We start from the raw sequence: 13,578 nt of genomic DNA, 5'->3' as shown, positions 1-13,578 counted from the left end.
GAGGTGAGGTCTTTGGGTCGTGATTGTCCCTTTTGTGCGATAGTGGCAGGAAAATCGAAGGCGGAGGTCGTCTACGAAAACGATCGTTGTCTCGCTTTCCGGGATATATCCCCCCAAGCCCCCCGTCATGTCCTGATCGTTCCGAAGGAGCACATCCCTTCTATCGATCAAGTGGAGGACCCGACCCTCTGGATTTCCATCATGGCTGCGGTCCGGGAAGTCGTTAACCGAATCTCTCCGGATTCAGGATACCGGCTAGTCGTCAATTGTGGCGAGGATGCCGGTCAGACAGTCCCCCACCTTCACGTCCACCTGCTGTCTGGTCGTCCAATGGGATGGCCTCCGGGATAGGCGTTGGTGGAGAAGAAAGGAGGGAACGGATATGACGACGATTGTACGACGTGACAACGAGTCCCTTGAGGACGCCCTCAGGCGGTTCAAGAGAGATGTCTCCAAGACGGGAGTCCTTAGAGAGGCCCGTCAGAGGGAGCATTACGAAAAGCCCAGCGAGGCCAAGAAGCGTAAGCGCCAGGAATTGGCCAAGAAACGCCGTAGAAAGTAAGAATCGCCAGAGGACCCGGAGATCTTTCCGGGTCCTCTTTTCTAGGAGGAATGACCGTGAGATGTCCTAAATGCAAGGCTTCGGAGACCAGGGTTATAGAGACCAGGACCGCCGACGAAGGGCGTATCGTGAGGCGCAGAAGGGAATGCCCTCAGTGTTCCTCCAGGTTCACCACTTACGAGAGAGTGGAGGAAAAAAAGGTTATATGGATCTCCAAGAAGGACGGTCGTAGGGAGGCCTTCGACAGGGAGAAGATCTTCCGTGGAGTGAGGAAGGCCTGTGAGAAGCGCCCGATCTCTCTTGAAAAAATGGAGGAGGTCGTCTGCAAGGTGGAGGACAGGCTTTTGGCCGCCGGAGCCGGCGAGATTCCCAGCTCTAGGATCGGAGAACTCGTCATGGAGGAGCTGGCGGAGCTTGACAAGGTCGCTTACGTCCGTTTCGCCTCGGTATACAGGGAGTTCTCCGACCTGGCCAGCTTCCAGAAGGAGATCTCCGATATCCTGGAGAGGAAACGAAATATATAGAGGTGTCTATAAAAACTTCAGATCCCCGGTCTTTAAATTCGACCGGGGGTTTTGTTTTTGTAGGGTTCCTAGTATATAATAGATTCGTACTGTTCACACAATATCTCAGTAGGGAGGGACTTCTAAGTTGAAAGCACTCAAGGTTTTTTCAGCGGTATTGTTGGTCTTCATCCTCGTAGGGTCCGCCTTCGCCGCGGACGAAATCCGCATAGGCGTCTATGAACCCATGACGGGGCAGAATGCCTTCGGCGGTCAGTTGACCGTAGAGGGTATCAAGCTGGCCCACGAGCAGGCTCCCGAGGTTCTCGGACGTCCTGTCAAGTTGTTCATAGTGGACAACAAGTCCGATAAGGTCGAGGCGGCCAATGCGGTCAAGCGACTTATCGACAAGGAGAAGGTCGTCGCCATAATAGGGAGCTACGGTTCTTCCCTGTCCATGGCGGGAGGAGAGGTCGCGGAGAAGTCCGGTATTCCCTGCATCACCGACTCCGCCACCAATCCCCTGGTGACTCAGGGCAAGAAATACTATTTCCGCATGTGCTTCATCGACCCCTACCAGGGAGCCGCTGCGGCCACCTATGCCTATAACGATCTCGAGGCCAGAAACGCCGCTTTACTTCTGGATGTAGCCCAGGACTATTCGGTTGGACTGGGGAACTTCTTCAAGAAGGCTTTCGTCAAGATGGGTGGAAACATAGCCGGAATCTACAAGTATCAGTCCGGTGACCAGGACTTCACTGCTCAGCTGACCGACGCCATCTCCAAAGGGGCCGACTTCCTCTACATTCCCTCCTATTTCGCCGAGGGCGCAATCATCATGAAGCAGGCCAGGGAGCTTGGAGCCGATTTCTACATCATGGGCGGAGATGCCATGGACAATCCCGATCTGGTAAAGATCGGCGGAGATGCCGCCGAGGGCTTCTCCTACACCACCTTCCCCTATGCCCCGGAGATGCCAGACATGACCAAAGAGGCCGAGACCTTCACCAAGCTCTGGAGGGATAAGTACGCCGGAACCGACATGTCCGAGCCCAACGCCAACTCGGCTCTTGGATATGACTGCTATATGTTCGTCATAGACGCCATCAAGAGGGCGAACAGCGCCGATCCCGAGAAGATCACCGAAGCTTTCGCCACTGCCAAGGACTGGCCCGGAGTTACCGGATCCACCACGATCAACGAGACCCACGATGCGGAGAAACCGGTCGGCATCAAGGTTATCGTGAATGGAGTCCAGGTATACACAGCTTCCGTCCAGCCGGAGATGTAGTCTCCGTTAGATAAAGTTCCAGGGGGGAGCCCAGTCTCCCCCCCTTTTTTCGGGGGGTGCCTAGATGACAGGTCAGATGTTCGTTCAACATTTCTTTAACGCCCTTACCCTAGGGAGCCTTTATGCCCTTATCGCCATAGGATATACCATGGTCTACGGCATATTGAGATTGATCAACTTCGCCCACGGCGAGATATTCATGCTGGGGGCCTACTTCATATTTTACACAGGTTCGCTTTTTAATCTGCCTTGGGTTGTCGGTGCGGTTATATCCATCGTCCTGTGTGCCCTCTGTGGCATTATGGTCGACAAGGTCGCCTATAAACCCCTCAGGGACGCTCCTAGAATCTCCGCTCTGATAAGCTCCATAGGGATGTCGTTCCTGATACAGAACCTGGCTATAGTGGTGTTCTCGGGAATACCAAAACCGGTGGTCCGGCCGGATTTTTTCGTCAAGATCATGGTTATTAAGGGAGTGCGGATATTGCCTCTCGCCGTGATAGTTCCTGTGGTTTGTTTCGTCCTGGTGCTGGGGCTTCTTTTCATCGTCTATAAGACAAAGCCGGGATTAGCGATGAGAGCTATCTCGAAGGATATCGAGACGACCAGACTGATGGGTGTGTCGGTCAACCGGATAATAGCCCTGACCTTCGGGCTCGGTTCCGCTCTTGCCGCCGCCTCTGGAATAATGTGGGCCCTTAGATACCCTCAGATACAGCCTCTAATGGGCTTCATGCCGGGGATCAAGGCCTTCATCGCCGCCGTCGTTGGAGGGATCGGCTCTATCCATGGGGCGGTCATAGGAGGATTGATACTCGGTTTCGTGGAGATAATGACAGTGGCCTTTTTCCCTGAGCTGTCGGGATTCAAGGATGCCTTCGCCTTTATTCTTTTGATCGTTATCCTGCTGGCCAAGCCCACTGGGCTGATGGGTGAGAAGATCGAGGAGAAAGTATGATGGAGAGCAAAAAGACGAAAAACCTATTCCTCAACGCGTTGCTTCTCGTGGTGGTGGTCGGCCTCCTGTGGTGGGCACCGGAGAACCTGGATGGATATAAGATACAGATACTCAACCTCATAGCCATTTATTCCATACTTGGGCTGAGCCTCAACCTGATCTACGGTTTCACAGGGATGTTCTCGCTGGGAACTGCGGGTTTCATGTGTATCGGCGCTTACGTGTCGTCCTTGTTGATCCTCCCGGAGATGCAGAAGGACATGATCTTCATACTGGAGCCTTTGAACCCGATTCTGTACGGGGCCCACGCTCCATTCGTGGTGGCGGTTTTAGCCGGAGGAGTCGCGGCAGCCATCGCGGGACTGATAATTGGCATTCCGGTCCTTCGCCTGGGAGGAGACTACCTGGGCATAGCGACCCTTGGATTCGCCGAGATAATCCGGGTGGTGGCCAACAACATTCCGACCATCACCAACGGAGCTCTTGGGCTGAAGGGGATACCGGCCTACGCGAACCTTTGGTGGAACTACGGCTGGATGTTCTTCACCCTTTACGTCATGTATCGTTTGGTCAACAGCAATTTCGGAAACGCCCTCAAGGCCATAAGGGACGACGAGTTGGCAGCCAAGGCCATGGGTATAAACACCTTTAAGTACAGAGTCATATCCTTCACGGTGGGATCCTTTTTCGCCGGAATCGGTGGAGCTCTAATGGCCAGTTTATTGACCACCATAGATCCCAAGATGTTCATGGTCATAATGACCTATAACGTCTTGATGGTCGTGGTCGCAGGTGGACTGGGCTCTCTCTCCGGCAGCGTAATAGGGGCGGTTGTCGTGACGGTTTTGCTCGAGTGGCTCCGGTTCGTTGAGAACCCCATAACCCTCGGTAGTTTTGAGATACCCGGCGTTCCCGGGATGAGGATGGTCATATTCGCCCTGTCCCTTATAATGATAATTCTCTACAGGCCGGAAGGGGTTATGGGTAACAAGGAACTCAGCTGGGAGGGGCTTTTCGGCCTCGGAAAAGGAGGTAAAGACCATGAGTGATCGCGAGATAGTTCTCGATGCCAGAAACCTGACCATGAGGTTCGGAGGGGTAACGGCGGTCAGCGATTTCAGCATGGCGATCCAGAAGAACCGGATAGTTGGACTGATAGGTCCGAACGGAGCCGGTAAGACCACCTCCTTCAATATGATTACCGGTTACTATAGGCCTACCGAGGGCAGTGTCCTGTTCGAGGGAGAGGACATCACCGGAACCCGTCCCCACGAGGTCTGTCGTCTGGGAATAGCCAGGACCTTCCAGAACATAAGGCTTTTCAAGAACGAGACGGTCCTTCAGAACGTGATGATAGGGGCCCATCTGAGACAGAAGAGCCGTTGGTGGCAGGCTCCTCTTAATTTACCCTCCTTCAACAGGGAGGAGGGTCAGATAAGGGATAAGTCGATGGAGCTTCTCGAGAGGGTCGACCTACATAAGGTGGCCGACGAGAGGTCCGACTCCTTACCCTACGGTCAACAGAGACGGCTGGAGATCGCCAGAGCTCTTGCGACGGAACCCAGTTTTCTGCTCCTCGACGAGCCAGCCGCGGGTATGAATCCCGAGGAGTCCCAGGTGCTGATGAACTTCGTAAGGAGACTTAGAGATGAATTCGACCTTACCATACTTCTGATAGAGCACGACATGAAGGTGGTAATGGGAGTCTGCGAGCATATCTGGGTTTTGGACTACGGCAAGCTCATAGCCGAGGGCAACCCGGCGGAGATCCAGGGTAACCCGAGGGTCATAGAGGCCTATCTTGGAGAGGAGTACCTCGCCAATGCTTAAGATAAAGAATCTCAACGTCTATTACGGAGGAATCCACGCTGTCAAGGACGTCTCCATACATGTTCCGGAGGGTAAGATAGTTACCCTCATAGGGGCAAACGGAGCAGGGAAAAGCAGCACCATAAGGGCCATATCGGGACTTCTGAAACATACGTCCGGTGAGGTTGTCTACAATGGGGCCGGCAACGCTAACTTGCTCAAAAAGACCCCGGAGGAGATCGTCAGGTCCGGAGTGGTGATGTGTCCCGAGGGAAGGCGTATTCTGCCTCACCTAACGGTGGAGGAGAACCTTCGCCTGGGAGCATATATAAGGACCGATAAAGACGGAGTGGAAAAGGATATAGACTGGGTTTACGAGCTTTTCCCAAGGCTGAAGGAGAGATCCTGGCAGAAGGGAGGGACCCTCTCCGGAGGGGAACAGCAGATGCTGGCGGTAGGAAGGGCTTTGATGAGTCGCCCCAACGTCATAATGCTGGACGAGCCCTCTCTGGGGCTGGCTCCCCTCTTGGTCAGGGAGGTCTTCGATATAATCGAAGAGATAAACGCCCAGGGGAAGACCGTGCTTTTGGTGGAGCAGAACGCCTTCGCAGCTCTTAAGATAGCCCATTACGCCTACGTTCTAGAGGTCGGTGCCGTCTCCCTCGAGGGACCGGGACAGGAGCTTCTGGCCGACCCCAGGGTCAAAGAGGCCTATCTGGGAGGTTAAGCGTCGTCTTTGAGTTTATAAGATAAAGCAGGAAGCCGGGGCCCCCCGGCTTCCTGCTTTATTCTCTCGGCTGGGTCCGTTTGTACCCTTTGCGTATGTACAGTCTCGTCTTTTGTGTCATAATATACGGGCCCTTTTGGGGCTCACCACTTATTAAGGAGGCAGTAGTATGCCCTCGTCTTTGAACGTCCCTAACCTTTTGAGCCTGTCCAGGATCTTTCTGGCCCCGTTGGTGGTATTCCTTCTCACAGTGAGGATAGATCTCGACATACCCTATCTGGTGAACCTCGGACTTAACATAACCTACGGGGATATTTTCGCCGGGGTAGTCTTCATAATAGCCGCTCTCACAGATACCGCCGATGGCTATATAGCGAGGAAAAAGGGTATCGTCACCAACTTCGGAAAGTTTATAGACCCTCTGTCCGACAAGGTCCTGGTCGTGGCGGCCCTGATCTCACTGGTGGAGCTCGGGCGTCTTCCTGCCTGGATGGTCGTGGTGATCGTTTCCAGGGATTTCGTCGTAAGCGGTCTGAGGATGGTTGCTGCGGTGGAGGGAGTCGTGATCGCCGCCTCCTGGGCTGGAAAGGCCAAGACGGTGGTGCAGATAGTAGCGATAAGCATGATGATATTCAATGTTCCCTTGGCTTTTCCGGCCATGTGGTTGGCCCTCGCTCTGACCGTCTGGTCCGGTGCCGTGTATCTCGCCAACGGATGGGAACTTATAGTCGATACAGACTGATACTATTGGATTGAGGTGGATGTATTGTTAGGCAAGTTAAAGAAGGCCCTCGGCTTGGATCCCAACGAGAGGGCCCTGAAGCGCTACGGTAAGATAGCGGAGGAGATAGGCGGTCTGGAATCCTCCGTTCAGAAACTGTCCGACGAGGAGATCCTCGGAGCGGTAGAGGAGATCAAGTCCGATCTGTCTTCCCTGGACGGTCAGGATCTTCGAGATGCTCTGAATCGCCATCTACCTCGGGTGTTCGCCATGGTCAGGGAGGCCTCCGTCAGAAATCTGGGACTTCGCCACTTCGACGTGCAGCTCATGGGGGGCGTAGCCCTTCACGAGGGTAACATCGCCGAGATGAAGACCGGAGAGGGAAAGACCCTGGTGGCTCCTCTCGCGGTGATCCTCAACGCCCTGACCGGTCGGGGCGTACACGTCGTAACGGTGAACGACTATCTGGCGAAGAGAGACGCTTCCTGGATGGAGCCCCTATACAACGCCTTGGGACTGTCCGTAGGGGTCATCTATTCCTTCATGGATCCCGAGGAGCGTAGGAAGGCCTACGAGGCGGACATAACCTACGGTACCAACAGCGAGTTCGGTTTCGACTACCTTCGAGACAACATGGTGCTCTCCCAGGCTCAGATGGTCCAAAGAGGCCATAACTTCTGCATAGTCGACGAGGTGGACTCGATCCTCATCGACGAGGCCAGGACGCCTCTCATAATATCCGGTCCATCGGAGGACAGCGAGGAGCCCTACAGCAGGGCGGACCAGATAGCCTCCAGGCTATCCGGCGTGGCGAAGGACCCCAACGAGGTCAAACCCTCCATGCTTGACGGTCAGGAGAGACCGGAACCGGACGGGGACTTCGAGTATGACGAAAAAGAGCGTTCAGTTGCCCTGACCTCCCGAGGGATAGCCAAATGCGAGGAGATGCTGGGGACCCCCGATCTTTTCACCGACATGGCCCATGCCGACATGGCCCATAAGATCCTACAGGCCATCAAGGCCAGAACCCTTTTCCAGAGGGACACCCACTACGTGGTCAAGGATGGCGAGATCGTCATAGTCGACGAGTTCACCGGTCGTCTGATGTTCGGTCGCCGCTATTCCGACGGCCTGCACCAGGCTATAGAGGCCAAGGAAGGGGTCAAAATAGGCAAGGAAAGCCAGACCCTGGCCACCATAACCCTTCAGAATTACTTCCGTATGTACAGAAAACTCGCTGGTATGACCGGTACCGCCGCCACAGAGGCGGAGGAGTTCAAGGAGATATACGGTCTCGGGGTCGTGGTTATACCGACGAACCGTCCTGTGGTCAGGGAAGATATGGCCGATCAGGTCTACCGTACCAAGACCGAGAAGTTCGCCGCCGTGGCCGATGAGATACAGGTTATCTCCTCGGAGGGGCGGCCGATTCTAGTCGGGACCACGTCGGTGGAGCAGTCCGAGAGACTGGCGAAGATGCTCAAAGCCAGAAAGGTACCTCATCAGGTTCTGAACGCTAAATACCATGAGAGGGAGTCTCTCATAGTGGCTCAGGCGGGAAGGCTGGGAGCCGTCACAGTGGCTACCAACATGGCCGGCAGAGGAACCGACATATTGCTGGGAGGTAACCCGGAATATCTCGCCCAGGAGGAGCTTCGCAAGGAGGGTGCCGACCCCAACTCGTCTCCGGAACGTTACGGGGAGCTTCTGGAGAGCTATAAAAAAGCCTGTAGCGAGGAAAAGGCAAAGGTCTTGGATTTGGGCGGTCTATGTATACTCGGTACGGAGCGCCACGAAGCCAGACGCATAGATAACCAGCTGAGAGGCCGTGCCGGTCGACAGGGCGACCCCGGAAGCTCCCGATTCTTTCTCTCCCTGGAGGACGATCTTCTCAGGCTGTTCGGGTCGGAGAGAATTCAGGGAATAATGGGCAAGCTGGGGCTGGAGGAAGGGGAGGCCATAGAACACGGTCTTTTGACCAGGGCCATAGAGTCGGCACAGAAAAAGGTGGAGCAGCTTCACTACGATATTCGTCGTCAGCTCCTCATGTACGACAACGTGATGAACCGCCAGAGGGAAGCGGTCTACGACGAGAGACAGAGGATTCTCTCCGACGAGGACGTCGTCCTTCACGGTTGGGAGATAGTCGGTGGAGTCGTGGAAGACGTGCTGGACCGGGCCTTTCCGGAGAACGGCGAGGTGGATCCTGAGAGCGCGAAAAGTCGTCTTAAGGCCATATTCTGGCCCGGGGTGGAAGCTCCTCTTGACGGAGTGGACAGTCTACAGGGTCTTCCGGAGGCCAAGGAAGCCATTCTGGACGATATGAAGTCCCGTTACTATGATAGAGTGGAGAAGTTGGGCGAGGACGTATGCAAAGACCTGTTCCGCTTCATCTCTCTCCACGTGCTGGACGGCAGCTGGAAGGAACATCTTCTGGCCATGGACGCTTTGAGACAGGGCATAGGGCTTCGGGCGGTCGGTCAGAAGGATCCCCTGCTGGAGTATCAATTCGAGTCCTACTCTCTGTTCCAAGAATCCATGTCTCAGGTCAGAGAGTCCATAGCCCAGCTACTGTTCCGAGTTGCGGTCGTATCGGAGGAGAGGGTACCTAGACGTAATCAGGTCAAGGAGAGCAGAGACTTTTTGCTTCCGAGCCCGGGTGGAGCTCCCGTTCCGGGGGCTGACGCGGGGGATGGCCGTCACGAACCCTTCCGTCGCCAGGGCAGAAAGATAGGGCGAAACGAACCATGCCCCTGCGGCAGCGGCAAGAAATATAAAAACTGCTGTGGCAGGAACGCTTGAAAACCACGCAGTTAGGAGGATGTCCGTGAGAAAAAAGACTTTTCCGTCCCTGTGCCTTATGGTAGTAGGGCTTTTATTGGTGCTGTCCCTGGAGGCCTCGGCGGAGGTGGATATCCCCCGGCTGGTCCAGGAGGCTCCTCCTCTTGAGACCTACGGAGATGTCCCCGCTGTGATCTGGCAGCGTCACGAGGATTACGGCCTGCTTCCGGACGGAGCCATGTTCAGGGATAGTCTCTGGGTCGTCATGGTTACGGATAAACTGAGAAGGGACTGGCCAGAGACGATCCTGTCGGTTCCTGCCGCGGGAGAGTTCAAGATACAGAGGGCCGATCTGTTCGATCCCGTGTCGGGAGAGAGGATAAGGTCCGTTCCCTACAGATTGGAGGACGAAAAGGGCTATCCGGTCTGTCGGATGGACCTGGGCGACGCAGACGAAGCCGTCCTCGTCTTGAGATTCAGGCAGACTTACGCACGCAGGTTCTCCGTCGACGGGATAGTCAAGTTGACCTCGGATCTTCCCATGTGGGAGGGGCGTTTTTCGGTGTCTGTGCCTCAGGGGTCGGAGCTATACGTCCAGAGCAATCGGCTAGATCCCCCTAAAAAGACGGACCGAGCCGGAGCGACCAAGTATCTTTGGACCGTCTACAATCTGTCTGATCATAAGAGGGTCTCCCTGGTGGAGATGGGTGAGCCCTATCTTGCCTTCGGTCTTAGGTCCGGAAAGGTGCCTTTTCTCCAGTATATGGGTGCCCTCGAGGCCCTGGATCTTCCTCCTCTCCCATCTCAGCTGGAGGGGTTGAAGAGGATCGGCGACAAGGTGAAGGCCGGGAAGAGGCTTCTTCGTTCCGTCGAGGGGATGACCATACCCCACAGTGCCGGTTTCATAAGGGAGAAAATCCCCTTCGAAGGGCCTTGGACTCAATGGGAAAGGACGCTGCTTCTCGGACGTTGGCTCGAGGATTTCGGTTGGCGGTCCGAGCTGGTATGGCTTACCTATCTCCCCATAGGTTCGAACGAACCGGCCACCCTTGATAACTTCGTCTCTCCCGCCTTGCGGCTGGCCCCTCCGGGATCCAATCCTTGGTTCTATCTGCCGGGGCAGACGGTCGAGCCAGGAGAGATCCCGGCGGTCTTGACCGGGAAGACCCTCTACGGCGGATCTCCGGAGGCTGGGTTGTCGGTTTATTCCGTGGAAAAGGGTAAGACAGCGGACCATCGATTGACCATGGAGTGGTCGGTGTCCCTTGGCTCCGACGGGGTTCTATCCGGCGAGCTGCGTCTTTGGGTTAGAAACGGTTGGCTGTGGCTCTTCCCCGACGGAGACGACGTCACGTGGGAATCGCTTGAGATGGTGATACCTGGGATCTCCGACTGGGGCGCCGGCAGGCCCAAGGTTCGCCCCATGGATTACGGTTACAGGATAGACCTTCCGGTACGACGGGTAAGCGGCATCCCCGGAGGTCCGGGTATGCTGTTGCGTCTTCCCTGTCTTCTCCCGGGGGCTCTGGAGGATCTAGCGTCCACCGCTCCTCCCAAGAAACTGAAATTCCCCTTCGTGGTGGAGCAGAAATACTTGATCTCGTTGCCCGAGGGCTCGAGACTTCTCTCCGTTCCTCCCATGAACGAGAGGAAAGAAGGAGAGCTTCGTTTCTCCGAGTCCATGCGGTTCAACAGAAAACGTCGAACTCTGGAGGGAGAGGAAAAGCTAATAACCTGGTCTTCCGACTACGACGACGGATTCAGCGTCGCTCTCGGTCGTATGTTAGGGGCTTGGTTGCGTTGGAAAGATCTGTCTGCGCCCATATCCTACAGATGAGGGCCGGGCCGAAAACGGTATAAAAAAGGAGTATGAGATTTATGGCAGATGTTACCACCATCTTGAGGGACCTTATCGGAGAGGCTCTCTCCGATATGGCTCGGCAGAAGGAGGTGTCCTCCGACCTTCTGCCGGAGGTTCACCTGGAACGTCCGAAAAGGGAGGATCAAGGAGATTGGGCCACCAACGTGGCCATGCAGGCCTGCAAGCTTCTGGGGGAAAAACCTAGGGATCTGGCTGCCATGGTGGTGGACAGGCTGAAGGACGACGAGCATATCCGTTCCGTCGAGGTGGCCGGGCCAGGTTTTATCAACTTTTTTCTGGCAGATCGGTGGATCGGCAACGTCATATCCTCGGTTCTATCGTCGGGAGACGATTACGGGCGGTGTGATCTGGGCAAGGGAAGAAAGGTGCAGGTCGAGTTCGTCAGCGCCAACCCGACAGGCCCGCTCCACGTCGGACACGGCAGGGGAGCTGCCGTCGGAGATATAGTCGGAAATATACTCGACTTCTCCGGCTGGAAGGTCGAGAAGGAGTACTACGTCAACGACGCCGGTCTACAGATGTCCAATCTGGGAAAATCCACTCAATCCAGGTATTTTGAGCTGTTGGGACAGGCCGATAAGGCTCCCTTTCCGGAGGACGGCTACAAAGGGGACTACATATACGATCTGGCCCGTCAGGTCATAGACGATCACGGAGACGAATACCTTTCCGTCGACCTAGAGGAGAGTCTTCCATTTTTCAGAGATTTTTCCAGCAAGGTCATTCTGGACGGTATCAAGGCGGACCTGAAGCGTTTCGGAGTGACCTTCGACTGTTGGTTTTCCGAGAAGAGCCTTTACGAGAACGATCAGGTGCTGGATACGGTGGAGGCCCTCAGAAAGAGGGGTTACTCCTACGAAGAAGATGGGGCCATCTGGTTTCGCTCCACCGATTTCGGAGACGATAAGGACAGGGTTCTTTTCCGCTCCAACGGAGTCCCAACATACTTCGCCTCCGACGTGGCCTACCATAAAAACAAGTTCGATCGGGGTTTCGATCTGGCCATAGACGTATGGGGAGCGGATCACCATGGCTACGTCCCCCGTATGAGAGCTGCGGTGGAGGCTCTGGGCAAGTCGCCGGACGATAATTTCGCCGTCACATTGATTCAGTTCGTCAACCTCCTTCGGGACGGTGAGCAGGTGTCCATGTCGACTAGGTCGGGGCAGTTCGTAACCCTTTCCGACGTAATAGACGAGGTCGGAGTCGACGCTACAAGGTTCTACTTCGTTATGCGTCGCTCCGACAGCCATCTGGATTTTGACCTGGAGCTAGCCAAGAGAGAGTCCTCCGACAATCCGGTGTTCTACGTCCAGTACGCCAACGCCAGGATCGCCAGCATAACCAGAAACCTCAGAGACAAGGGAATCGCCATGCCCTCCGTGGACGAACTGGACGAATCCCTGATCTCCAGTTCGGAGGAGAAGAAACTAATCACCCGGCTTTCCATGTTCCCCGAGGAGGTGGAGAAGGCCGCGGTCGAGATGGCACCTCACAGGATCGTAAACTACGTTCACGACCTGGCCGGAGACTTCCACTCCTTCTACAACGCTCACAGGGTGTTGGACGAGAATCCGAGTCGTCCCTCCAGGATTCTGCTGGTCAAGGCCACCCATGTAGTTTTGACAAACGCCCTGAGGATATTGGGCATATCGGCCCCCGAGAGGATGTAGTCGAAAGTGCCTCGGCTCAGATGGATTCTTTTCTGGGCCATGGTCGCTTTGTTTTTCGCTGTGTTTTCCACGGCCATGATAAGGGAGAGACGCAGGGTAGCAGAACTCTCCCAGGCGGTCTCTCTCAAGGAGGAGGAGCTTCGAAAACTGAGCGACGATCTGGAGAGGTCCAGACAAAAACTGGAGTTCTACGGCACCGATAAAGGCAAGGCAAGGCTGGCAAGGGATCAGTTCAATCTCGTTTTTCCCGGCGAGAGGATATACCGTCTCTCGGTTGAGTCCGACGATATCTTGCCTGAAAGCGGCCGTTAGGGTATAATTCCTCTTTGCAATCCCTGCCCCCCTGGGGGGGCCTAACGTCCAAAGGGAGGAGGTGTAGCTCATGCGTCCATATGAGATGATGGTGCTTCTCGAGGCCGACCTTGAGGACCACAGCGCAGAGCTTGATGGAATCAAGGAGGTCATCGCCAAACTTGGCGGCGACGTCGATAAGGTCGATATCTGGGGAAAAAGGCGTCTCGCCTATCCTATCGATAAGCGTACCGAGGGATATTACGCCCTGGTCTACTTCAAGCTGGATCCTTCCAAGCAGAAGGAGATGACCAGGCTTTTAGGCCTGCGTACCGCTATCGTTCGTAACCTGGTGATCCGACTGGACCAGGAGTAGTCGA

At 55.2% G+C, this 13,578-nt stretch carries 14 protein-coding genes; all 14 read left to right on the top strand.

The features are described from left to right. The first annotated feature begins 42 nt into the window (after nt 1–42). The 14 genes from DPEP_RS00890 (at nt 43) to rpsF (ending at nt 13,574) form a co-directional block, all read left to right on the top strand. Entirely contained in the window at nt 43–351 is a 309-nt protein-coding gene (locus DPEP_RS00890; RefSeq protein WP_241760451.1) for an HIT domain-containing protein, read from the top strand. A gap of 31 nt (nt 352–382) precedes the next feature. Further along, nucleotides 383–562: a 30S ribosomal protein S21 gene (gene rpsU, locus DPEP_RS00885; protein WP_005658780.1), complete on the top strand. Its 180-nt coding sequence runs from the start codon at nt 383–385 to the stop codon at nt 560–562. A 56-nt stretch (nt 563–618) separates the two neighbouring features. After that, nucleotides 619–1,086 (top strand): transcriptional regulator NrdR, encoded by a 468-nt coding sequence (nrdR, locus tag DPEP_RS00880; protein ID WP_005658778.1) that lies wholly within the window; start codon nt 619–621, stop codon nt 1,084–1,086. A 127-nt stretch (nt 1,087–1,213) separates the two neighbouring features. Then, complete coding sequence (locus tag DPEP_RS00875) at nt 1,214–2,356, top strand: ABC transporter substrate-binding protein (RefSeq protein ID WP_005658776.1); 1,143 nt, start codon at nt 1,214–1,216, stop codon at nt 2,354–2,356. 64 nt (nt 2,357–2,420) lie between these two features. Further along, on the top strand, nt 2,421–3,314 hold the full coding sequence (locus DPEP_RS00870; protein ID WP_005658774.1) for a branched-chain amino acid ABC transporter permease: 894 nt from the start codon (nt 2,421–2,423) through the stop codon (nt 3,312–3,314). Next, the gene (locus tag DPEP_RS00865) at nt 3,311–4,363 is read left to right on the top strand and encodes a branched-chain amino acid ABC transporter permease (protein WP_005658771.1); all 1,053 of its coding nucleotides are present in this window, start codon (nt 3,311–3,313) and stop codon (nt 4,361–4,363) included. The genes DPEP_RS00870 and DPEP_RS00865 overlap by 4 nt, the downstream gene beginning before the upstream one ends. Next, complete coding sequence (locus tag DPEP_RS00860) at nt 4,356–5,144, top strand: ABC transporter ATP-binding protein (protein WP_005658770.1); 789 nt, start codon at nt 4,356–4,358, stop codon at nt 5,142–5,144. Before DPEP_RS00865 ends, DPEP_RS00860 begins: the two co-directional genes overlap by 8 nt. Further along, the gene (locus DPEP_RS00855; protein WP_005658768.1) at nt 5,137–5,850 is read left to right on the top strand and encodes an ABC transporter ATP-binding protein; all 714 of its coding nucleotides are present in this window, start codon (nt 5,137–5,139) and stop codon (nt 5,848–5,850) included. Before DPEP_RS00860 ends, DPEP_RS00855 begins: the two co-directional genes overlap by 8 nt. A 169-nt stretch (nt 5,851–6,019) precedes the next feature. Further along, complete coding sequence (pgsA, locus tag DPEP_RS00850; RefSeq protein WP_005658766.1) at nt 6,020–6,592, top strand: CDP-diacylglycerol--glycerol-3-phosphate 3-phosphatidyltransferase; 573 nt, start codon at nt 6,020–6,022, stop codon at nt 6,590–6,592. Between the two features lie 24 nt (nt 6,593–6,616). Continuing rightward, nucleotides 6,617–9,373, top strand: coding sequence for a preprotein translocase subunit SecA (gene secA / locus DPEP_RS00845; RefSeq protein WP_005658764.1), 2,757 nt, complete (start codon nt 6,617–6,619; stop codon nt 9,371–9,373). 25 nt (nt 9,374–9,398) lie between these two features. Beyond that, nucleotides 9,399–11,189, top strand: a complete 1,791-nt coding sequence (locus tag DPEP_RS00840; RefSeq protein ID WP_005658762.1) for a hypothetical protein — start codon at nt 9,399–9,401, stop codon at nt 11,187–11,189. A gap of 41 nt (nt 11,190–11,230) precedes the next feature. Beyond that, nucleotides 11,231–12,907 (top strand): arginine--tRNA ligase, encoded by a 1,677-nt coding sequence (gene argS / locus DPEP_RS00835; protein WP_005658760.1) that lies wholly within the window; start codon nt 11,231–11,233, stop codon nt 12,905–12,907. Nucleotides 12,908–12,913: 6 nt separating this feature from the next. Next, nucleotides 12,914–13,219, top strand: a complete 306-nt coding sequence (locus DPEP_RS00830) for a hypothetical protein (RefSeq protein ID WP_005658758.1) — start codon at nt 12,914–12,916, stop codon at nt 13,217–13,219. Nucleotides 13,220–13,289: 70 nt separating this feature from the next. Further along, nucleotides 13,290–13,574 (top strand): 30S ribosomal protein S6, encoded by a 285-nt coding sequence (gene rpsF / locus DPEP_RS00825; protein ID WP_005658755.1) that lies wholly within the window; start codon nt 13,290–13,292, stop codon nt 13,572–13,574. Nucleotides 13,575–13,578: the final 4 nt, after the last annotated feature.

The sequence above is a fragment of the Dethiosulfovibrio peptidovorans DSM 11002 genome (assembly GCF_000172975.1).
GTDB classification, from domain to species: domain Bacteria; phylum Synergistota; class Synergistia; order Synergistales; family Dethiosulfovibrionaceae; genus Dethiosulfovibrio; species Dethiosulfovibrio peptidovorans.
The sequence above is the reverse complement of the archived record's forward strand: the minus strand, read 5'-3'. Positions and strand labels throughout refer to the sequence as shown.